The sequence below is a fragment of the Pseudomonas sp. NPDC086251 genome (assembly GCF_044746405.1).
Lineage (GTDB): Bacteria > Pseudomonadota > Gammaproteobacteria > Pseudomonadales > Pseudomonadaceae > Aquipseudomonas.
Map to the genome: position 1 here is coordinate 87,063 of NZ_JBIVBY010000012.1, position 21,777 is coordinate 108,839.

At 60.8% G+C, this 21,777-nt stretch carries 21 protein-coding genes; 6 read left to right on the top strand and 15 right to left on the bottom strand.

All coding sequences use genetic code 11. The features are described from left to right. Positions 1 to 6: 6 nt before the first annotated feature. On the bottom strand, positions 7 to 729 hold the full coding sequence (pcsA, locus tag ACIPL2_RS16070) for a phosphatidylcholine synthase (protein WP_401357824.1): 723 nt from the start codon (positions 727 to 729) through the stop codon (positions 7 to 9). 978 nt (positions 730 to 1,707) lie between these two features. Beyond that, a complete protein-coding gene (locus ACIPL2_RS16075; RefSeq protein WP_401357826.1) occupies positions 1,708 to 2,133 on the bottom strand; it encodes a GNAT family N-acetyltransferase in 426 nt (141 codons plus the stop codon). A 207-nt stretch (positions 2,134 to 2,340) separates the two neighbouring features. On the opposite strand from ACIPL2_RS16075, the gene ACIPL2_RS16080 reads away from it, so the two are divergent. Next, positions 2,341 to 3,066: a tellurite resistance TerB family protein gene (locus ACIPL2_RS16080; protein ID WP_401357827.1), complete on the top strand. Its 726-nt coding sequence runs from the start codon at positions 2,341 to 2,343 to the stop codon at positions 3,064 to 3,066. A gap of 150 nt (positions 3,067 to 3,216) precedes the next feature. On the opposite strand, the gene ACIPL2_RS16085 is transcribed toward ACIPL2_RS16080, so the two are convergent. After that, complete coding sequence (locus tag ACIPL2_RS16085; protein ID WP_401357828.1) at positions 3,217 to 3,648, bottom strand: cupin domain-containing protein; 432 nt, start codon at positions 3,646 to 3,648, stop codon at positions 3,217 to 3,219. Between the two features lie 194 nt (positions 3,649 to 3,842). On the opposite strand from ACIPL2_RS16085, the gene ACIPL2_RS16090 reads away from it, so the two are divergent. From ACIPL2_RS16090 to ligD, 3 genes are read left to right on the top strand one after another with little or no spacing between them, the layout of a single operon-like run. Further along, entirely contained in the window at positions 3,843 to 5,228 is a 1,386-nt protein-coding gene (locus ACIPL2_RS16090) for an iron-containing redox enzyme family protein (protein WP_401357829.1), read from the top strand. A gap of 10 nt (positions 5,229 to 5,238) precedes the next feature. Continuing rightward, on the top strand, positions 5,239 to 6,234 hold the full coding sequence (locus ACIPL2_RS16095; protein WP_401357830.1) for a methyltransferase: 996 nt from the start codon (positions 5,239 to 5,241) through the stop codon (positions 6,232 to 6,234). Continuing rightward, positions 6,231 to 8,840, top strand: coding sequence for a DNA ligase D (ligD, locus tag ACIPL2_RS16100; RefSeq protein ID WP_401357831.1), 2,610 nt, complete (start codon positions 6,231 to 6,233; stop codon positions 8,838 to 8,840). The genes ACIPL2_RS16095 and ligD overlap by 4 nt, the downstream gene beginning before the upstream one ends. A gap of 125 nt (positions 8,841 to 8,965) precedes the next feature. On the opposite strand, the gene ACIPL2_RS16105 is transcribed toward ligD, so the two are convergent. The 7 genes from ACIPL2_RS16105 to potE all read right to left on the bottom strand — a co-directional run bounded on the left by ACIPL2_RS16105 (position 8,966) and on the right by potE (position 17,561). Further along, a complete protein-coding gene (locus ACIPL2_RS16105; protein WP_401357832.1) occupies positions 8,966 to 9,640 on the bottom strand; it encodes a DUF3313 domain-containing protein in 675 nt (224 codons plus the stop codon). Positions 9,641 to 9,688: 48 nt separating this feature from the next. After that, positions 9,689 to 10,957 carry an OmpP1/FadL family transporter gene (locus tag ACIPL2_RS16110; protein ID WP_401357834.1) on the bottom strand — a complete coding sequence of 423 codons (1,269 nt, stop codon included), beginning with the start codon at positions 10,955 to 10,957 and terminating at the stop codon, positions 9,689 to 9,691. Between the two features lie 65 nt (positions 10,958 to 11,022). Next, positions 11,023 to 12,636, bottom strand: a complete 1,614-nt coding sequence (locus ACIPL2_RS16115; protein ID WP_401357835.1) for an arylsulfatase — start codon at positions 12,634 to 12,636, stop codon at positions 11,023 to 11,025. A 194-nt stretch (positions 12,637 to 12,830) separates the two neighbouring features. Next, complete coding sequence (locus ACIPL2_RS16120) at positions 12,831 to 13,106, bottom strand: DUF3303 domain-containing protein (RefSeq protein ID WP_401357836.1); 276 nt, start codon at positions 13,104 to 13,106, stop codon at positions 12,831 to 12,833. Between the two features lie 180 nt (positions 13,107 to 13,286). Continuing rightward, a complete protein-coding gene (locus tag ACIPL2_RS16125) occupies positions 13,287 to 13,688 on the bottom strand; it encodes a hypothetical protein (RefSeq protein ID WP_401357837.1) in 402 nt (133 codons plus the stop codon). A 181-nt stretch (positions 13,689 to 13,869) separates the two neighbouring features. After that, on the bottom strand, positions 13,870 to 16,155 hold the full coding sequence (locus ACIPL2_RS16130) for an Orn/Lys/Arg decarboxylase N-terminal domain-containing protein (protein WP_401357838.1): 2,286 nt from the start codon (positions 16,153 to 16,155) through the stop codon (positions 13,870 to 13,872). 2 nt (positions 16,156 to 16,157) lie between these two features. Beyond that, on the bottom strand, positions 16,158 to 17,561 hold the full coding sequence (gene potE / locus ACIPL2_RS16135) for a putrescine-ornithine antiporter (RefSeq protein ID WP_401357840.1): 1,404 nt from the start codon (positions 17,559 to 17,561) through the stop codon (positions 16,158 to 16,160). A gap of 184 nt (positions 17,562 to 17,745) precedes the next feature. Here potE and ACIPL2_RS16140 point away from each other — a divergent pair, with 184 nt between their 5' ends. Next, positions 17,746 to 18,075: a hypothetical protein gene (locus ACIPL2_RS16140; protein ID WP_401357841.1), complete on the top strand. Its 330-nt coding sequence runs from the start codon at positions 17,746 to 17,748 to the stop codon at positions 18,073 to 18,075. A 157-nt stretch (positions 18,076 to 18,232) separates the two neighbouring features. Here ACIPL2_RS16140 and grxC read toward each other — a convergent pair whose 3' ends face one another. Both grxC and ACIPL2_RS16150 read right to left on the bottom strand, forming a co-directional pair. Beyond that, positions 18,233 to 18,484 carry a glutaredoxin 3 gene (gene grxC, locus ACIPL2_RS16145; RefSeq protein ID WP_401357842.1) on the bottom strand — a complete coding sequence of 84 codons (252 nt, stop codon included), beginning with the start codon at positions 18,482 to 18,484 and terminating at the stop codon, positions 18,233 to 18,235. Between the two features lie 30 nt (positions 18,485 to 18,514). Continuing rightward, entirely contained in the window at positions 18,515 to 19,033 is a 519-nt protein-coding gene (locus ACIPL2_RS16150; RefSeq protein ID WP_401357844.1) for a carboxymuconolactone decarboxylase family protein, read from the bottom strand. Positions 19,034 to 19,167: 134 nt separating this feature from the next. Between ACIPL2_RS16150 and ACIPL2_RS16155 the strand changes: the two genes are divergently transcribed. Beyond that, complete coding sequence (locus ACIPL2_RS16155; protein WP_401357845.1) at positions 19,168 to 19,995, top strand: cupin domain-containing protein; 828 nt, start codon at positions 19,168 to 19,170, stop codon at positions 19,993 to 19,995. Between the two features lie 6 nt (positions 19,996 to 20,001). Here ACIPL2_RS16155 and ACIPL2_RS16160 read toward each other — a convergent pair whose 3' ends face one another. The 3 genes from ACIPL2_RS16160 to mauD all read right to left on the bottom strand — a co-directional run bounded on the left by ACIPL2_RS16160 (position 20,002) and on the right by mauD (position 21,776). Then, positions 20,002 to 20,523 (bottom strand): cytochrome C, encoded by a 522-nt coding sequence (locus ACIPL2_RS16160; protein WP_401357846.1) that lies wholly within the window; start codon positions 20,521 to 20,523, stop codon positions 20,002 to 20,004. A 91-nt stretch (positions 20,524 to 20,614) separates the two neighbouring features. After that, a complete protein-coding gene (locus tag ACIPL2_RS16165; RefSeq protein WP_008079640.1) occupies positions 20,615 to 21,136 on the bottom strand; it encodes a methylamine dehydrogenase light chain in 522 nt (173 codons plus the stop codon). A 19-nt stretch (positions 21,137 to 21,155) separates the two neighbouring features. Then, on the bottom strand, positions 21,156 to 21,776 hold the full coding sequence (mauD, locus tag ACIPL2_RS16170; RefSeq protein ID WP_401357848.1) for a methylamine dehydrogenase accessory protein MauD: 621 nt from the start codon (positions 21,774 to 21,776) through the stop codon (positions 21,156 to 21,158). Between the last annotated feature and the right edge of the window lies 1 nt (position 21,777).

Sequence of the window (21,777 nt, forward strand, 5' to 3'; positions counted from 1 at the left end):
GTCGGGTTACTTGTGCCGCGACCCGTCGAACCATTCCATTGCCGTGCGCCAGATGCAGATCCCCAGGAAATACGCAGACATCAGCAGCCAAAGCCCCATGACCATCGGGTTGATGACCGGATGGTTGATCACCAGCGACAAGCTGCACAGCAGCCAGATGGCGGTCACGGCAATGTTGATCGGCATGAACTTGCGCACGCGGAACGGGTGCAGGAATTTCATCCGGGTCACGGTCAACAGCGCCAGGCCGATGACGGTGAGCAGGGTGATCCATGGCGACGGGGCGATGATGTAAAGGCACAGGGCTACCACGTTCCAGGCGGCGGGGAAGCCCTGGAAGTAGTTGTCCTTGCTCTTCATGTTGACGTTGCAGAAGCAAAACAGCGACGAGACCAGGATCAGCGACACGGTCAGCAGCAGCGTGTAGTCCGGCAACGGGACGTAGCGATAGATGAACAGTGCCGGGATAAACACGTACGTCAGGTAGTCGATCACCAGGTCGAGGATCGAACCGTCGAAACTCGGCAGCACCGACTGGACATTGACCTTGCGCGCGAGCGCGCCATCCAGCCCGTCGACGATCAGCGCGACGCCCAGCCACAGCAGGCAGTTGGTCGGTTGGTTTTCCAGCAGGGCGAGGGTGGCGAGGAAGGCGGTGACCACGCCGGTCGCGGTAAAACCATGGGCGCCCCATGCTTTGAGCCTGGCGATGTGTAGAGTCGATATCACGGGGGCGTTCTCCAAAAAGTGAAGCAAGCCGGTTATCACCCCTTCAAAGAGGGGTGTCGGCAAACCAAGTCAGGTTGCATGTATCGACCGGATATCCGGGGATAAGGTTCACCGTCTGTAAATCTTAGCTGTGTGGGGGAAAAATACTCTGGATAAATTGGTGATCGCTGTGGACTTGGGTGGGGGGCATATCCGTTGCTGCGGTAACGGCCGCTGACGGTTCCGCTCTTACAGCGGGTCACTTTGAAAAGCGCAAAGTAACCAAACGCTTTTGCCCCTCCATTCGGTGCCTCGCTGTGGCTCGGCATGCCCTCACTCCGGCATTGCTCCGGGGGCCCGCCGCCATCGGCCATCCATGGCCGGGGGGTGCTAACCCGGCATCCATGCCGGGTTGCCCCCTGCGCAACGCCTGCGTTCGGCCTCTGGGAAAGGGGCGGCAGATCTGAAGCCAAAGCAAAGCAACGGCAACGGCAACGGCAAGATCAACAGCATCGCGAGCAGGCCCGCCCGTCCGCGCCTGATCGTTCCCACGCTCCGCGTGGGAATGCCGCCGGGGACGCTCCGCGTCCCGCTGTCGACGCAAGACCCGCGTCCTGCGCACGGGTGACGCAGAGCGTCACGGGATGCATTCCCACGCGGAGCGTGGGAACGATCAGGTTACGGGGAATGCGTGAGCAGATATCAGGCCGGCCCGCAGGCCGCCGTGCTTTTGATCTTGATGCACCGCCCCATCGTGAGGCCGAGCGCAGGTTCTGCGCAGTGGGTAACCCGGCAGGGATGCCGGGTTAGCCGCCCCCGGCCATGGATGGCCGATGGCGGCGGGCCCACGGAGCAGGACCGGAGCGAGGGCATGCCGAGCCTAGACGAGGCACCGAACGAAAGGGGCAAAAGCGCTTGGTTACTTGGCGCTTTTCCAAGTAACCCGCCGTAAGGGCGGAACCAATAGCCGCCATCACCCAAATAATGGATATACACCCCTCACAGCAGCTTGCTCATAAACACCCGACTCGTTCCCTCCGGATCACAAGGCACTTCGCCAAACCGTTGCCACCCACGCTTCTCATAAAACTCAGGCGCCTGAAAACTGAGGGTATAAAGCACCGCCGAACGGCAGCCGCGACGACGTCCTTCGTCCTCATACGCACTGAGCAGGCGCGACCCCAGTCCCGAGCCACGCAGGGATTCCGGTAAATAAAACAGATCAAGAAACAGCATCCCAAGCGACGTCCGCCCAGTCACACCGCCGAGCACCTGATGGGTGACCGGATCACGCACCGTTACCGCCAATGCCTGTCGGTCATTGACACCGGACATCTGCTGATTAAAAGCGCTTAATCCTGCGCTGAGTAGGTGCTCGACCTCTGGTTCGATGACATCGCTGACAACAATCTGATGCGGGTCCATATCTTTTGTTAATCCCGTGGGCAATGAGGGTAGAACACTCGCAGCCGACGGCAATCAAGGTCAAGTGCCACCGACCTCCAGCGCTGTCTCACCCACGTAACAGCCCCGGACTATAAGGCTTCCACGTCAGCCAAACGGTCGTGGCGCAATCGCCTGCGAGGACTATTGTTGCCTGACCGGATCACTCCCATCGATGAGGACGTCGTCATGAACACCAGCGATCTGCTCGAACAACTATTGCGAGCCGGCCAGGGCTCGATGTCGCAACAGGGCGGCGGTGGCGCGCCGGGTCAAGGCGGGCTCGGTGGCCTCGGTGGATTGCTCGGTGGCCTGTTGGGCGGCGGTGCCGGGTCAAGTGCCGGCGGCGGTGGCCTGGGCGGTTTGCTCGGCGGACTGCTGGGCGGCGGCGCGCCCATGGGCGGTTCGACCCGGACCCGCTCGGGCGGCGGCACAAACTACGCAGCGCTGGCTTCACTCGGGATGATGGCATTCCAGGCGTATCAGGCCTGGCAACGCAGTAAGGCGTCGGCGCCGCAAGAGGCACCGCGCACCGTCGACCTGCTGTCCGGCCCGGACGTCGAGGACCACAGCCACGCGATCCTTCGTGCATTGATCGCGGCGGCTAAGGCAGATGGGCGGATCGATGACGCAGAAAAACAGATGATCAGCACTGAAATCGGCCGCCACACTGACGACCCGCAATTGCAGCAATGGCTGGATGACGAAGTGGCCCGGCCACTGGATGCCGCCGATGTGGCGCAGTCGGCAACGGATTCTGGCATGGCGGCGGAAATGTACCTGGCCAGTGTGATGCTGGTGGATGATCAGCAGGATGCCGAACGCAATTATCTGGATGAACTGGCTGCGGCGCTGAGTATTGATCCGGACTTGCAGGTGCATCTGGAGCAGCAGGCCAAGGGCGGCGCGGCCTGATGTACAGCCGTAAAAACCGGGTTGGCTGTCAGGCCGCCTTCGCGAGCAAGCCCGCTCCCACATTTGATCGGTTTGTCCAGACGTACGCGGTCAAATGTGGGAGCGGGCTTGCTCGCGAAGAACGATAACGCGATCAATCCGTAGAAACCCCTACACCAGAAACGTAACGCCATAGCGCTCGGCCACTTCAACGATCCGCGATAGATCCTCGGGCACATTAAGTTGATCCATCGCCGCAAAAAACTGCCCGCCGCGCGGATCAGAGACCACGCCAATCATCTTCGCCGTGGCGCTGATGTTCTTGTAGGCATGAATCGCCCCGCCAGGAATATGCACATACCCCCCGCTCGACACCGTGGTGGATTTGCCTTCCACCGTCACTTCCACCCGACCCTCGATCACATAGAACGCCTCGTCCCAAGGATGAAAGTGCAGGGGTGGGCCGCCACCTTGCACACCTTCCTGAATATGCATTTCAAAGGGCTTGCTCAGATCCCCGCCCGCAAGAATCGTGATGGCCTCACCGACGACATTGACCGGACCGGGGGTTTGTTCGGGCTCGATGACGTGAACCGTGCGCATGATTGCTCTCCGAAGGATGAGTCCACACCCGCTGAGTATATTCACTTGCGTGCAAGCCAAGTGCCGTCCCACTAGTCCGTCTGTCCGGGCGTTTTCAACGTCGATGGAATTTTTCTCCGGGCGTGTCGCTCTGCTGCTGTAGAGACGTGCTGATTGAGCGTCCTGCCACTGGCCACCGATCGAGAGACGCATCCATGACTGCCCTGACACGACTTGAAACCAAGCCTGCCCATGAACACGCGATTCCCGGTGCTGGCAGCCTGAAGCAAACCTACGAGCAGCTGTTGCTGAGCGACGATGCCGAGCATCAGTGCACGCTCGCCCAGACCTTCCTGGAGGCTCAACTTGAGCGCGCCACGGACCTGCCCGAGGAAATGCCACGGGACCTCTCGGCGCTGCACACCTTTGTCGAGCAGCACTGCGCCGAGGTTGCTCGCCAATACGCCGACTACCTGCAACTACGTAAGAACGGCGAGCCCCGGCAGTTCTTCAGCAACAAGGCGCATGCGTTGTTTTTCCTGCAGGCCGTTGCCCCGACCAAACTGGTGGACGGCGCCTGGCTATGTGGCTTGCTACGGCACTGGCGCGATCCGCGTTTCGACGGGCTGATTTGCACCTATCTGGAAGAGTTGGGCGACGGTAATCCGGCGCAGAATCATGTGGTGATCTACCGCAAATTGCTCGCCGAGCATGGCTTGCAGGACGGCGCCGTGATCGCCGATGAACGTTACCTGCAAGGCGCGGTGCAACTGGCGCTGGGTTATTGCAGCGAGGCGTTTTTGCCGGAGGTGATCGGCTATAACCTCGGCTATGAACAACTGCCGCTACACCTGTTGATCAGTGCCTATGAACTCCGCGAACTGGGCATCGATCCCTACTATTTCACCCTGCACGTGACCATCGACAACGCCAGCACCGGCCATGCGCACAAAGCCGTGCAAGCGGTGCAGCAATTGATGCCGCTGGAAGGCGATCGCGAGGAATTTTTGCGCCGGGTGGCGCTGGGTTATCGGCTCAACGACCTGGGGCAGAGCAGCCGCGCGATTATCGAATCGTTCGATCTGTACGACGAAGTGCTGAAGATGCTCGAGCGCAAGCGCCCGTTCGGCCAGCACATGCATTCCGACTACTGCCGCTTCGAAGGCCAGACCGTCAATCAATGGCTGTCGACGCCGGAACAGTTGCCCGGCTTCCTTGTGGCCCTGGAAAACAAGGGCTGGATCAAGCGTCACCAGGACCCGCAAGCCAGTCGCTTCTGGCAATTGATCGAGGGCGACGGCGCGGCCATGTTCGGGGTGTTCAGCCCCTATGAAAAACAGTTGCTGCATGACTGGATCGGCGGAAACTGGAAGCCTGAGCGTTCGACGGCAGCGGCTCCACGCAGTATCAGCACTGCAACGCAACCCACACTGCCTGCCAATGACCCGGATATCGTGAGCCTGCAAGCCGCGCTGGACGGTCTTGCCCCCCACGAGCAGATGCAAGTGCTGATCCCGTGGCTGTCCGCCCAGCGGCATTCCCATCCTGCCGGCCTGATGGCCACGCGACGGTTTATCGAACTCAAGTCCAGCCTTCGATAGGGAGCACGCCATGAACCAGGAAGCACAACTGGGCGCTGCCGATCTGGCCTTGTTGCAACTCGGGCGGCGCTTGCAGGCCGACGGCTACCGTTTTATCACCCCGACACCGCTGACTCACCAGCGGGTCAATGATCGCAACTTCGGGCAAAGCGCGCGGACCTTACGCGAGGTGTTCGGCTGGTCACGGCCGTTCGAACCCGGCCTGTTGTCGGTGGATGAACAGCGCCAGTTACAACAGGCCGGCGTGCTGGAAGAAAGCAACGGACACCTGAAAAGCCGCGTGCGCTGGTCAAGCCTGGACGATCTGCTGTTCGTGCATTCGGGTTACCCCACCGACGCGGCTGACGCGGTGTTCTTCGGCCCGGACACCTACCGTTTTGCCCAGCTGATCCACAGCCATCTGCAACAAAACTTCGCGCCGATCAGGCGCGCTGTGGACATCGGTTGCGGCGCGGGCGTCGGGGCCATTGTCATCGCCCGCGCGCGCCGTGAGGCCGAGGTCCTGGCCGTCGACATCAACCCGGCGGCGCTGCGCCTGACCGCCGTCAACGCCGCACTGGCCGAGGTCGCCAACATCAGCATCGAGGCCAGCGACGTGCTGCAAGACGTCGACGGCAACTTCGACTTGATCGTCGCTAATCCGCCTTACATGGCCGACCCGGCCGAGCGTGCTTACCGCCACGGTGGCGGGGCGCACGGCGAGCAACTGTCGTTGCGCATCGTCGAGCAAGCCCTGTATCGGCTGGCGCCCGGTGGCTCGCTGGTGCTGTACACCGGCGTGGCGATGATCGATGGCTTCGATCCGTTTCTCGCGGCGCTGACCCCGCGCCTGGAGTCGACGATGTTCGGCTGGACCTACCGCGAACTCGATCCCGACGTGTTCGGCGAAGAGCTGTTGACCCCCGGCTATCAGCGGGTGGAACGGATCGCCGTGGTTGCGCTGGTCGTTACGCGCATCGGCCCGGGCATCGGCGGAATCGTTTCGTCGCCAGCAGGTGCGCCATGAACAAGAACCTCGACGATTACAACCGCATGCGCGACTTCTCGGCGACCTCTGAGCCGGCCGCCACGAAACGCACGGGCAAGAAAACCGCGAAAGACCACGCCTTGCAATTCTGCATTCAGAAGCATGACGCCTCGCGCTTGCACTACGACTTTCGCCTGGAACTCGATGGCGCGCTGAAAAGCTGGGCGGTGCCCAAAGGCCCGTCGCTCGACCCCAAGGTCAAGCGCCTGGCGGTGCACGTCGAAGACCATCCGCTGGACTACGCGACCTTCGAAGGCAGCATTCCCGAAGGGCACTACGGCGCCGGCGATGTGATTGTCTGGGACCGTGGCGTGTGGATTCCCCAGGAGGATCCGGCCAAGGCCTACGCCAAGGGCAAGCTGAAATTCGAGCTGCAAGGCGAGAAGCTCGGCGGCCTGTGGAACCTGGTGCGCACGCACATGCCGGGCAAGCAGGAGCAATGGTTTCTGATCAAGCATCAGGACGGTGCGGCCAAACCTGAAAGTGATTACGACGTGGTCGCCGCCGAGCCCGACAGCGTGCTCAGCGATCGGACCATCGTCGCCAAAGCGCCAAAAGCCGCCAAGACTGCAAAACCCAAACCGATCAAAAAGCCGGCAGCCCCGGAGCGCAAAACCGCTCGTAAAGCACCACCGGCGCAGCTCACCGGCGCCCACAAGGCCAAACTCCCGGACCAGCTCAAACCGGAACTGGCGACGCTGGTCGAAAAGGCCCCTGAAGGCGAGTGGAGCTACGAGATCAAATTCGACGGCTACCGCATCATGGCGCGCATCGATCACGGCGAGGTCAAACTCTTCACCCGCAACGGCCACGACTGGACGCACAAACTGCCCAGCCAGGCCGAGGCGCTGGCGGCACTCAACCTCGAATCGGCGTGGCTCGACGGGGAAATGGTGGTCGCCGACGAGCACGGTGTGCCGGATTTCCAGGCCCTGCAAAATGCCTTCGATTCGGGCCGCAGCGGCAACATCGTTTACTACCTGTTCGACTTGCCTTACCTCAATGGCGTCGATTTGCGCGAAGTGCCCGTCGAAGAGCGCAGGGTTGCGTTGGCGACATTGCTCAAACTCAATGAAGACCCGCTGCTGCGCTTCTCCGACGCCTTCGGCGAAGACCCGGAGGCCTTGCTCAATAGCGCCTGCCAGATGCAGATGGAAGGGCTGATCGGCAAACGCCTGGGTTCGCCTTACGTGTCCCGGCGCAGCAGCGACTGGATCAAACTCAAGTGCAAGCATCGGCAGGAATTCGTTGTCGTCGGTTACACCGACCCGAAAGGTTCGCGCAATGCCTTCGGTGCCTTGCTGCTGGGGCTGCATGACCGTGACAGCGGTGAGTTGCGCTATGCCGGCAAGGTCGGCACCGGTTTCAACGAGGTGACGCTCAAGCGCATCTACGAACAATTGAAGCCGTTGAAGGCGAAAAAGCCGTCGGTGGTCAACCCGCCGAGCGGCTTCGACGCCAAGGGTGTGCACTGGCTCAAACCCAGCCTGCTGGCGGAAGTGGCCTTTGCCGAAATGACCAAGGACGGGTCGGTGCGTCATGCGGTGTTCCATGGCCTGCGTGACGACAAACCTGCCGAAGCCATTACCGAGGAGCGTCCGAAAGCCGTGAAAACCTCAGCCGCGAAAAAAACCACTGCCGAAAAACCGGCCACCGCTGCCAAAAAGAAGGCTGCCCCCGCGCCCTCGCAAATCGGCCTGGGCGATGGCAAGGTGCGCATTACCCATCCCGATCGGGTCATCGATGCCACCAGCGGCACCACCAAAGTGCAGCTGGCCGAGTATTACGCCAGCGTCGCCCAATGGATTTTGCCGGAGCTCAAGGATCGTCCGGTGGCACTCGTTCGCGCCCCGGACGGCATCGCTGGTGAATTGTTCTTCCAGAAAAACGCCGAGCGCCTGGCCATTCCGGGGATCACCACGCTGGACAAGGCGCTAACCGGGCAACCGGTGATGATCATCAACAACGCCGAGGCGTTGATCGGCGCGGTGCAGATGAGCACCGTCGAACTGCACACCTGGAACGCGACCTCGGATAACCTCGACAAGCCTGACCGCTTCGTTCTCGACCTCGACCCGGACCCGGCATTGCCGTGGAAAAGCATGATCGAGGCGACGCAACTGACCCTCTCGGTGCTCGATGAGTTGGGGCTCAAGGCGTTCCTCAAGACCAGCGGCGGCAAGGGCATTCACCTGGTGGTGCCGCTGACCCGCAAGCTCGGTTGGGACGAGGTCAAGGACTTCAGCCACGCGATTGTCAGCCACATGGCCAAGTTGCTGCCGGAGCGGTTTTCCGCGGTATCAGGGCCGAAGAACCGGGTCGGGCGGATCTTCATCGATTACCTGCGCAACGGCCTGGGCGCCACCACCATTTGCGCCTACGCCGTGCGCACCCGCGAAGGATTGCCGGTGTCGGTGCCGATCTTTCGGGAGGAGGTGGCCGAGCTCAAGGGTGGCAATCAATGGAACGTGCACAACGTGCATGAACGCCTGGCCGAAGTCGGTGACAAGCCCTGGGCGGACCTGAAAAAAACCCGCCAGACCATCACCGCCGACATGCGACGGCGGGTCGGGATGAAGAAATAAAGGCCCGCACCCGAACATCTGTAGGAGCGAGCTTGCTCGCGATGGACTTGAGGGCGGCGCGTTAATCCAACAAACACGCGTTATCGTTAACGTCCATCGCGAGCAAGCTCGCTCCTACAAGAGCATTACCGGATAAACGCCTGCAAATCGGTGCCTAATTTATCAATCGCCGCTTTGAAATCCTTGGCGGTGATTTTTTGGCTGGCGTTGGACACCTGCGTGCCGAAGACTTTGCGCACCACTTTGGCCACGGTCTGATTGTTACTGGCGTCGACGAATTCGGCTTCGATGAACAACGTAGTGTCCTGGTCGCGATGGCCACTGGCAGCGGAAACACCGCCCACGACGGCGGCCACCGGCACCACTTCATACCATTTCATGCCTTCGTTCTCGGCATTCACCCCGGTGATCGCCGCGCGCATGATCAGGACTTTTGAACCCTTCGGCGCTGATTTTTCGCTCGTGACCACCCGATACTTTTGCCCCAAGGTGCTTTTAGCTTTGTTGGTCATATAGCTTTGTATGTCATCCAGGGTCTGCCGATTAACCCGTTCGTTAGGCTGTGGCGCCGGGTACAGTTCCAGCTTATTGAAGACTACGGTGTTGTAGGCATCGGGATTCCACGACGGGCTGACCCAGCGCATGGCGGTCTCGCCGCTGGTGGTGGTCACTTCCTGCAGGTTGTTGTAATTGGACAGGAAGCCTGAGTACTGATCCTTCTCGGTGACTTTCGAGGTGCAACCGCCTAGCAACAGACCGGCCATTGCAGCGCCGATGAGCAATTTTCGGGACAGGTTCATAGTGATGTGTGCTCCATGGATTAAGTCGTTTTTTTCAGTGGCAGGGCATCAGAATCGCCAAGTCATGTTTCCGGTCACGGCTTGAATCCAGGCATTGTCGAACTGACCGGAAGTTCGCGTGCCTGACGTGGTTTTGGTCTGGTCCACCGGCATGTCGCCCAGCCAGACCATGGCCCAACTGACGTTAATGTCGGTGACCTTGTTCAGAGCATAGGTGGCTCCCGTCGCAATGCGCCAGGATTCGCCCATGGGCACGGTAAAAGTCCGGTTGCCGTCCGAAACGGCGCTGCTGTCGTAGGCCACGCCGACGTTCCACAACAGCTGCGCAGTGGCCTGGTATTGCGCGCCGAGCGCCAGTTGCCAGGTGTCCTTGAAGTGCGCGTCGACCGTGGTTGATTGGGCGCCGACCGCCGTGGTGTCGACCTGCACGGCGATATCGCCGAACTCTGACCAGTCTTGCCAGTTGACCGAGGCGAGCAAGGCCCATTGCGGGTCGAGTTGCTGGAACAGGCTCAGGGTGGCGGTTTGCGGCACTGTCATGTCGAGTTGGGTGTTGAGGCCGTCGAGGCGCTGCAACAGTGGGCCGTCGCCTTTGACGTCCAGCCCGTCTTCGAAGTCCAGATCGACCTTGCTGGTGTAGGCCAGGCCAATGCGCGTGCCGGGTTGCGGCGCGTAGATCACCCCGACATTCGCGCCAAACCCCCAATCGTTGTCTTTGTATTTGAACTGGCCGTCGCTGCGATCGGTGAGGCCGAAGGGCGAGCGGTCGATCGCCGTTTGCGCTTGCAGCATGCCGTACATGGCTTTGACGCCGAGGCCCACCGACCATTGCTCGTTGAAGCGGTAAGCCACGCTGGGCACAAACGACAAACCGGCCAGGCTGGCGTTTTGCGCGAAGTAGCGCCCGGACCAGTCGTTTTCGTAATTGGCCGCCAGGCCAAAGTCGGCGTAGTTGCCGAAGCCGACGCTCCAGTGCTCATCCAGTTCATGGCTGATGAAGAAGCTGCCGCCGGGAATCGGGTCGAGGGCGTTGCCACTGCCGGTGCCCGTGCCGTTGGTGTTGGAATCGCGGTTGAAGGTCAGGTCGCCATAGAGAATCTGCAATCCGCCGGTGATTTGCGTGCCGGGCAGGTCACTCATGCCCGCCGGGTTGCTGGCGATGGTCGAAGGGCCCTGCGCCCGGGCGGCGGCACCGGCGTTGGCCAGGCCGGCGTTATCGGTGCCGATCTCGTAAAGCATGATGCCGCCCGCGTGGGCCTGTTGACAGCACAGCGCAAGCAAGGTCAAGGCGGGCAGGGCGGATGTGTTTATTTGCATGGGGTCACCTCAGCAAATGTCCGTCACAAACGCGGGTGGCCAGCTGGCCACCCGTTTTCGACTGCTTACTTGGCCATGGCCGCCCGGGCTGCTTCGATCTTGGCCTTGACCGCTTCGAGGTTGAAGCTCGCGCCTTTTTGCATCGGTGGGAATTCAACCGCCGTTTCAGCCAGCTTGACCACCTGCTGCTGCACGAACACGAAGCGCCAGAACTGGAACTTGAACCACTCGAAATACTCCAGCGAGCCATTGGCCGCCATGTTTTCCGGCCACCCGGCGCGTTCGAACGGGTCGAGACGCAGGTTGGTCAGGATCGGCATGTCCAGCGTGGTTTTCGCCCCCAACCAGCCACCGGGCTGGTCGATGAAGCGGTACTTGAAGTCATCGATGCGGATCGCCCCGAGGGTGCTTTCGCCAAAGTAGAAAATTTCATGGCGATTCGACGGACCTTTACCGGTGATCATCGGCGTCTGGTCATACCCGTCGAGGTGCACCTTGTACGTGGTGTCGCCCAGTTGCTTGCCCTTGAGCAGTTCGGCACCGATGTTCGGATTGCCCGCCGCCGCAACCAGGGTCGGGAACCAGTCCATGCCGGACATGATGCCGTTGGCGACCTGGTTCGCCGGTACTTTGCCCGGCCAACGAATGATTGCCGGTGCGCGGAAACCACCTTCCATCACCGTGCCTTTGCCCATGGCGAACGGTGTGGTGCCGCCGTCCGGCCAGGTGAAGTTTTCCGCACCGTTGTCGGTGGTGAAGATCACGATGGTGTTGTCATCCATGCCGTCCTTTTTCAGCTTGGCCATGACGTCGCCGACGATGTCATCGAGCTGCGCCATGCCCGCTTCCTGTTCCGACCAGCCGTTTTGCGCATTGCGCATGGCTTCGTACTTGTCGGACAGGTGCGTGACGATGTGCATGCGCGTCGGGTTGAGCCAGAGGAAGAACGGTTTGTTGTCCTGCTTGGCCTTGTCGACAAAGGCGAACGCCTTGTCGCGAATTTCGTCGTCGACGGTTTTCATGCGGTCGGGATAGAGCGTGCCGGCGTCTTCGATTTTCTGTTTGCCGACCTTGCCCCAGCGTGGCATCACGGTTGTATCGTCAGTGGTGGTGGCCCAGCTGTGGACCATGTTGCGCGGCCCGACGGTCGCCAGCAGTTCTTGCGGGTAGTTAGGGTGCGCCGGGTCTTCCATGGCATCGAGGTGATAGAGGTAGCCGAAAAACTCGTCGAACCCGTGCACGGTGGGCAGGAACTCGTTCAAGTCGCCGAGGTGGTTCTTGCCGAACTGCCCGGTGGCGTAGCCCATGGATTTCAGCGTGGTGGCGATGGTCACGGCTTCGGGCGGAATACCGACGGGAGACCCGGCCTGGCCGACCGTGGTCATGCCGGTGCGGATCGGCAGTTCACCGGTAATGAAATTGGCGCGCCCGGCCGTGCAACTGGCCTCGGCGTAATAGTCGGTAAAGCGCATGCCTTCGGCGGCGAGCTGGTCGAGGTTGGGGGTTCGACCGGCCATCATGCCCTGGTTGTAGACGCCGATATTGGACCAGCCAACATCATCGCCCATGATCACCACAATATTCGGTGGTTTATCAGCCGCTTGGGCCATGCCGGGGAGAGCCATTGCCGATAACAGTAGCGATGCAGCGAACGCCGTTAGTAACTTTGTCCGGTTCATGTCGAGCTCCTGCGTACTAGCGTAAGTACCTGAGAGAAGCCCCCGACTACTCTTCGAATGTGTTATCCCCCGCGAGTAGATTAGGTATGAATCGGTAAAAAGCCAGAAAATCCTCGACACTTTTCGGCGCTGTTTCGCCACTGTTACAGCGGCATTTCGAGGGCGGCAAGAAACACTCGCCGCCCTGATGAACCTTACTTGCCAATGCCTGCCAGCAGCGGCGCCATCTGCTCATCGGTCAGTGCCGCGTGGACTTCCATGCTCATGAGGTCGTTCCACTCCAGCACCCATTTCTGAATGAGCAGTAGATCATCGGCCTCTGCAATGCCAAAACCCGCCGAACCGCCTACCGCATGCCAGCGTCCCTTCATGGTGACGCCTTCCGGTGGTTTGCCGCCGGTCTTGAGAAAACGTTCGATCGCGCGGTTACGATTTTCCGAACTGATGGACCAACTCACGATGAATAACATTTGCCACCTCCTGCGACGGATTGGCACCTGTTTGTCTGCGCGCACCTGGCCGGCGCCGGGACCACGGTGACGCGGGTGTTTCCAGTAAGGCATAGCAGCGGCGCGCGGTTTGTGTACGACCGCTGATCCTCTTGGCAGGGCTTTTTCGAGCGTGTATCAACGGCGAAACAGCGCCCGATGTTACGCGTCGCGCAACAGGTCGTTGGCGTTGAGCAGTTCGTAGGCAATCTCCGGGCGCTTCTCCAGTGCGCGGCGAATGGCCGCCGGGATGGAGGCGCGGGTTTTGCGGCAGAGCCCTGGCAACTCACCGATGTTGATGCCGATGCCGCGCATGGTTCGCACTTCGTTGAAGCTGGGGACGATGCTGATGCGGATGCCCAGCTGCTCGTACATCCGCTGTTGCAGGCGCTCGAGGTCACTGAGGCTCTGGAGGTTTTCCAGGCGCTCGATCAGGCGTTTTTCCTCTGCGCGGGTCAGCAGTAGGATGCGCACGTCCGCCCCCGGTGTTTCCAGCAACGGGTCACGCCCGCAATCGCAGGCGCCGGGCGGGCAGGGTTGGCGGATCGGAACAGAGGTCGTCATGGGGTTCAATCATAGAGCGCGGCGATCGAGTTTGCCCATAGGGTTTTGGAATGATGCAGAACCCAATGTGGGAGCGGGCTTGCTCGCGAAGGCGGTGTATCAGTCAACGATGATGTCGAATGACACTCCGCCTTCGCGAGCAAGCCCGCTCCCACATTGGTTTTGTGTGGTGCTGCTTACCTCATTTCAGGACCAGCATGCGGTAAACCCCGGCCTCGGCTTCGATCCCGTGGGTGTCATGGGTGAAACCGGGGAAGGATTTGTCGAAGGCTTCCAGGGCCTTGAGGTATGCCAGCAACGGCCCGTCCGCAGGGCCGGCGTTTTCGCCGGGCATCAGCAAGGGGATTCCCGGAGGATACGGCACGATGCCGGTGGCGGCGATGCGTCCGGCCGCTTCCTCCAGGGTGACCAGCTCGATGTCATTGCGCACCAGTTTCTCGTAGGCCTCCACCGGGCTGAATTCGGCTGTCGGCAGCGTGCCGAACGCCTGGGACATGTTGTACGTGGTCTTGTGTTTTTTCATGGCGGCGAAGATTTCGTCGGCCAGGTCCTTGAGGCCCATGCCGGCGTAACGGGCCTGGTTGGCGGTCAGCAGGTCCGGCAGGCACAGTTCCAGGTCGACGTTGTCGTCGTAGTCGCGCTTGAAGTCGAGCAGGGCGTTGACCAGCGTGCCCCATTTGCCTTTGGTGATGCCGATGGAGAACAGGAACAGGATCGTGAAGTCGGTGGTTTTCTCGACCACGATGCCCTGGCGTCCGAGGTACGCCGTGAGCACGCACGCCGGGATGCCGGTGGCGAGCAGGTTGCCGTCGTCGCCCATGCCGGGGCTGAGCACCGAGACCTTGATCGGGTCCAGCATGCAGTAGCCTTCCTCGATGTCGCCGAACCCGTGCCATACCTCATTCGGGTGCAGGACCCAGCAGTTCGGTTCGGTTTTCAGCAGCACCGGGTCCACTTCGTGGAACGGCACCGTGGCGTTGCCGACCTGCACGGTGGGCGGCTGCCAGCAGGTGAAGAACCAGTCGTTCTTGCTGAGCATCTCGTTGTGCATGCGCGAGATGACCTGGCGGAACGACACCGCTTCTTCAATCGATTCGCTGGTGAGAATCTGCCCGCTCGGCGCTTCCATCATCGCCGAGCTGACGTCGCAGGAGGCCATGATTGCGTAGTTGGGCGAAGTCGAGGCGTGCATCATGAACGACTCGTTGAAACGCCCGTGTTCAATCGGGTTGCGACCGTTGCGCACGTGAATCATCGAGGCCTGGGACAGCGCGGCCAGCAGCTTGTGGGTCGACTGGGTGGCGAACACGGTGGGCTTGGACGCATCGTGGTCGTCCGGGCTGCCGTGCATGGCATGGCGCTCGCGGTACAGCGGATTGAAACGCGCGTAACCGTACCAGGCTTCGTCAAAATGCAGGCGGTCGACGCTCTGGCCCAGCAGCTCTTCGACGCGGGTGACGTTGTAGGTCAGGCCGTCGTAGGTCGAGTTGGTGATGATCGCGTGGATCGGCGTCGGGTCGATCCCGTCCTTGACCAGCGGGTTGTCGGCAATGGCTGCCTTGACGGCTTCGGCGCTGAGAGTTTGCGGCAGGATCGGGCCGATGATGCCGTAGCGGTTGCGCGTCGGCACCAGGTACGTCGGAATGGCCCCGGACAGGGTCATCGCGTGCTCGGCGGACTTGTGGCAATTGCGGTCGCACAGGGCAATCTGATTGCGCGTGACGCTGGCCATCAGGATGACCCGGTTGGAGGTCGACGAGCCGTTGGTCACGTAATACGTGCGGTGCGCGCCGAAGACCTTGGCCGCGTAACGCTCGCCCTGGCCGATCGGGCCACTGTGATCGAGCAGCGAACCGAGTTCACCGACCGAAATCGACAAGTCGGAACGCAGCAGGTTTTCACCGAAAAACTCGTAGAACGCGCGCCCGGCAGTGCTTTTCAGAAATGCCGTGCCGCCCGCGTGTCCAGGGGTGTGCCAGGAATATTCATAGGTGCGGGAGAACTTCACCAGTGCGCCAAACATCGGCGGCAAGGCGGCCTGGCGATAGCGTTCGATGGCCGCCAGAATGCGTCCGCTGAGGAAGCGGCTGGTGTCTTCGGGCAACCAGATGAAGTCGTCGGCGTGCTGCATGACTACCAGCGGAATGCTCGATGCGGTGCTGCGGTCGCTGATGAGGAACACCGGTACGCGGGTGTTGCGCTCGCGCAGGCTGGTCAGCAGTTTGATGCATTCTTCGTGACCTTCGCTGTCGTCCATTTCCCAGCTGAGCAGCACGCATTGGATGGCGGGGTCCGTGCGCAGGATCGACGTGGCGTCGCTGAGGGTTTCCGACGCCAGCACGTGGACGGCGCGTTCTTCCACATCGTGGATCAATTGAGTCAGGGCGCGACCGAAGACGGTGCGTTTATCCGGCGGGCTGCTGACCAGCAAGGTCAGCATCCCGAGCGAGTGTCTATATTCCGTCATGATTAAACCTCCAGAGGGACTTTATTCAAGCTGTTCACCGGCACCGGTTCACGGGTGAGGTGCTGCGCGCTGACGGTCTGCGTCGGTACGCTGTTGTTGTGTGCTTCAAGTGCAATCAGGCGGTTGTTGACGAAGCCGAACAGCGTGTAGCCGAAGATGGTCGCCACGCCGCCGAGCATCAGCGCTTGCTCGCCCGAACTGTAGAGCGCGAGGTAGCTGTAGGCCGCCGCCACCCAGGCAATGATGTTGGTGATCAAGGCCTTGCCCGCCGGCACGTTGGAGACTTTTTGCATGGTCATCAGCGCAGCCATGGACAGGATGTACGGCACCAGGTTGGTGACCACCGCGAGGTTGACCAGGGTGTCGAACTGCTTGCTCAGGTCAGGGCTGATGGTGAGCAGCGCCAGCGCCGTCTGCGCGGCGAGCAGCACCAGCATGCCGACAATCGGTGTACCGGCCTTGTTGGCCTTGGCGAAGATCGACAGGAAATAACCGGTGTCCGCCGAGCTTTTGTACACCTGGGCAATGGTGAACTGCCAACCCAGCAACGAACCGACGCAGGCGAGTACCATCGCGGCCATCACGATATCGCCCACCAGCGGGGTGAACATCTTGGCGAAGACCAGGCCGAACGGTGCGGTGGAGGAGGCCAGTTCCGGGTTATCGACAATGCCGGCGATGACGTTGGTGGAGACGATGTAGATCACCGCCGCGCCGAGGGTGCCGCCGAGGACGGCAATCGGTACGTTCTTCTCCGGGTTTTCCACGGCATCGGTGTTGGCGCACGCCGATTCCAGGCCGAGGAAGGCCCACAAGGTGATCGCCACCGAAGCGCCGGCAGCATCGAACATGCCCATGTTGTGCGGGTTCCAGCCTGCGGCGTAGACGCTGCTGTCGAACCAGAACCAGCCAATGGTCGATACCAGCACCACCGGCGCAATCACTCCCCACACCGTGACGGCACCGATCCGGCCGGTAATCCGCGCACCGCCGAAGTTGGCGAACGTGGTGATCCACAACAGCGCGATGGTCGCCAGGCCCACTTGCAGCGAATCAAGCTTGATGTGGAACAGCTCCTGGATATAACCGACCGCGGTAATACTGATCGCCACGTTGGCAATCAACAGCGACAAGCCATAGGTGTAGTTGGTGATGTAGTTGCCGGCCTTGCCGAAGGTGTATTCGGCATAACCGCCCATGCCGCCGGTCTTGCGACTGAGCATGCCGCAACGCGCGAAGGCATAGGCCAACGCCAGGGAACCGGTGGCCGTGATCAGCCAGGAAAGAATGGAAATACCGCCGACTTCGGCGAGTTTGGTCGGCAACAACACAATGCCTGAGCCCAACATGTTGACGGCGGTCAACATCGTCAGTTGCCCCACCGTCATTTTTTTTGCGACTGACATTCCGTTGCCTCACTGGGTTGCATTGAGAAGTGTTAGCTATAGCAAAGGATTGAAATCTCGCAAGAAATGTCCGTCAGACACCGAGAAAACAAACTATCGCGCACGTAAGGCATTTTGCTGGCCCCGAAGCTTCGTTTTATTGACCAAAATCAATTTATATTCAGTTAGTTAGGGTCGGATGCAAATGCGGAATGTGATGATCACGCTGATGGCCTGCGGGCTGGCGGGCATGTCGGCCTCGGTCCAGGCCAAGGAACTGGTGTCCAATGATCGTTATATGTGCAGCTGGGGGGCGGGGACGGCTGCCAGGGCCCAGGAACTGAAACTGGCTGGCGTCTCGCTGTATGCGGCGCGCCAGAAGCTGCAAGCGTACAAGTTCAGCAAGCCGTGGATGCGCATGATGGCCATGGGCATTACCGAACAGACGTACGACAGCAACTCACGGATCAAGCCGGCGGCGATCCGTGAGAGTTTTTATGAGGATTGCCTGAGGTATAAGTTGGCGCGTAAATGATGGGGTAGTGCCTGGTGCGATTGCGGTGTCTGTCAGGACGTCTTCGCGAGCAAGCCCGCTCCCACATTTTGACCCGGTTCTTTCAGGATAAACGCGGTCGAAATGTGGGAGCGGGCTTGCTCGCGAAGGGGCCATCACAAGCGACACAGTTATCGCTTCAAGCCAACATCGACATCAGCCCACCCTGACGATCCAGCTTGGCCAGATCGTCAAAGCCCCCGACATGCGTCTCACCGATAAAAATCTGCGGCACGCTGCGTCGCCCGCTGCGGCTGATCATTTCCTCAAACTTCCCAGGCTCTTGCTGAACGTTTATTTCCAAGGCCTCTATCCCCTTGCGAGCCAGCAGCGCCTTGGCGTTGCGGCAGTAAGGGCAAGTGTCGGTGGTGTAAAGCGTCACAGTGTTCATAACCGGTACTCCCAAGGTTGAAAGTGGCGTTCAAGCATCGATGGCCGGGAAGTCGATCTCGGTCAGGGCGGCATTGTTCAGGTAGTTGGTCAGCGTCTGTGACGCGACGTGGGCAATCACTTCAATGATCTTGATGTCGTCGATACCGGCTGCTCGCGCCGCTTCAATCTGCTCGTTGCTCAAGTGGCCACGGGTTTCGGTGATCTGCCGGGCGAGGGTGGCAAACGCATTGAGCTGGCCGTGTCGAGCGCTGAGGATGTCTTGCGCCGACAGCCCGGCCTTGCCGGCGAACAGCGTGTGGGCCGCCAGGCAGTAGTCGCAGCCGTTGACCTGGGACGTGGCGAGGGAAATCGCTTCTTTTTCAGTGGCGCTCAACGACGTCTTGCCCAGGGCCACAGACTGTTGCAGGTAGGACGACAGCACGGCGGGTGCACGGGCCAGCGTCTTGAAGACATTCGGCAAAAAGCCGATTTTTTTCTGCACGCCTTCCAGCAGTGGGCGGGTGGCGTCGGTGGCGTGTTCAAGGCTCAGGGTGTTGATGCGGCTCATGGTGACTCTCCGTCGATTGAAGCGCGATGTGCGCTGGGTACGGAGCTCATGCTAGTGAGACAGGCTGGTCTTTAGGGTGCAAATCGTCGAGGATATGCGACAGATCGTCCAAATATGCCCTCGGGAGCCTGTCCATGGATCGCTTGTCCACGTTGCTCACGCATTTCGGCGTCAATGCCGGGACCTTTCACAGCGGGACGTTTTGCGGCACCACCGGCTTTGATGGCGAGCAGGCGAGTGGGCATCTGCATTTGCTCCAGGCCGGCGAACTGGAGCTCAAATTGGCCGATGAGCGCACCCTCCACCTGACCACGCCAACGTTGATCTTTTTCCCTCGGCCGTACCGTCATCGACTGTTTGCCTCGGATGCCACGGACACGCAATTGGTGTGCGCCTCGCTGACCTTTGATGGCGGCGCGGGGAATGCACTGGCTGCCGCGTTGCCCGATTACCTGATCCTGGATCTGGATGAAGTGCCGACCATGGCCGGCACCCTGGATTGGTTGTTCAACGAAGCCTTCGGCGGCATTTGTGGTCGCGAAGCGATGATGGACCGCTTGTTCGAACTGCTGGTGATTCAGCTGCTGCGCCACATTCTGAGCAACCGCGACCAGAGCCCGGGAATGATGGCCGGCCTTGCCGACCCGCGCCTGGCGCGATCCTTGAGCCTGATGCACGACTCACCGAGCAAGGCCTGGACCGTGGCCGAACTCTCGACAGCGGCCAACATGTCGCGCGCCAGTTTTGCCGAATACTTTCGGCAGGTGGTGGGGCAGACGCCGGTCGATTACCTGGTGAGCTGGCGGATCAGCCTGGCGCAGAAACGCTTGCGTGAAGGCAAGTCGATGGCGCTGATCGCCGATGAAGTCGGCTACGAAAGCCCCTCGGCGCTGGCGCGGGCGTTTCGCCGAAAAACCGGGACCAGTCCGCGCGAATGGCTGCAGGAAGGCAAGCACCGATAGCCGGGCTCAATCGTTCATGCCGTCCTCGATGGCGATGCCTTGCGCACGCATGGCCTTGATCAGTTCGGCGCGGGTGCCCGGCAGGTTGAGCATGGTTTCGTGGCGCAGCGCGGCGACTTCCTCGGCGCTGTAGGGCTGATAGTTGGCGGGAGTGCTTTTGCCCGCGAGGCCGTCTTCACGCATCAGCCAGTTGAGCAGGTCAGCCAACTGCGCGTTGTTCAGCGCCGACTGCGACATACCGGGCACACGCACGAGAAACTCACGCCCGCCCGGTACCTTCAGAAAATTGCCGACAAAGCCCGCCATTCGAGGCGTGTCATTGGCGGCGGAGCCCATGCCGTTGCCCAAGTGGCAACCTGCACATTGCAGTTGGTAATTCACGCCAACGCTGTAACCGGCCTCGGCGATGGGTTTTTGCAATTCTTCGTTGCCCGGCGCATGACGCTGGGCCGGATCGGGAATAGCTCGGGCGTACACCAGCGGGGCGGCCATGACGCAGACCAGACCGAGCAACAGCAACCTACGCATGATGGGCACCTCTTATTGATTGACTGGCATTACGGACACACACACCAAAAAAAAACCGCCGATTGCACGAGCAACCGACGGCAAATGCGCGTTAAACGGCGACACCACGGATAATCGAAACGGTGCAGTGGTAGATGTGCGATTTGGCGGCCAGGCACCAGTTCACATCGTTGTTGTTGAACGGGCGATAGGCCGGTTCTTCACTGTCGTTACGGGTGCAGGCGCATTGGGCGCAGCTTTGCTTACCGCAGCAATCGTTGTACGAAATGATGTAGTCCTTGCCGTCAGCCGGGTTGCGGCAGGTGCCGATCCAGGTGACTTGCGAGGCTTCGGTGCCCGGTGGGCAGGACGTCACCGAGCCGCCGCAGCAACTGCACAAGAAGCCATCGATGGAACAGTAGCGCCAGTAGTCGCAGCTGTTCGGATCGCCCGGGTCACCGGCTTTCGGGTTGTCGGCGGCCAGGGCCTTGCTGGTGCGATCCAGCGGCAACAGCAGCGGCAGCGCAGCCCCGGCGACCATCAGCGAGCCCATGCGCGCGAGCAGTTTGCGGCGCGACGTGGTGTCGGCAACGCGGCGCGTCGAGCGCTCAAACAACAGATCCAGCAGTTTCATAAACGTCTCCCTGCCTTAATCAGTGGCTATGGCCGTGGCTGTGGTCGTGATCGTGTGGCTGAGCATTGAGGTATTGCTGCAGCGTGGCGTGCTTGAGGTGTTCAACCTCGAACAGGCTGTCCAGGTGCTCGCGGGAATTGACCAGGCCTTTGGCGCGCAGGGTGCCGGTCTTGTCGATCAGTGCGGCGTAAGGCAGCTTGCCGATCTGATAGGTCATGCCCACTTCCGGCCCGACCACGTAAGTGGCGTCATCCAGTTTGTGCTCACGGATCAGCGCTTGCTGGGCGTCCATGTCGCCATCGCTGATGAACACCACGTCGAGGCGGTCAGCCTGTTCCCTGGCGATGGATTTGATCGCCGGCAGCAGCGACTTGCAGATCGGGCAGGTCGGCGAAAGGAAAAACAGCAGTTGCGATTTCTCAGCGGCATAGCCGAAGTTCACCGGGCGGCCATGACGGTCGCTGGCAGTGACTTGCGGCGCGGCTTCGTTGACGGCCACGCCTTTGTCGACCATCAGCGCACCGGCGGGCGCCAGACGACCATGCAGCACACCGATCTGACGCACCAGGCCCATGACGACAAACGCCACGGCCACCAGCAGTACCCAGAGCAGAACGTTGGAAACAATCAAGCCTTCCATT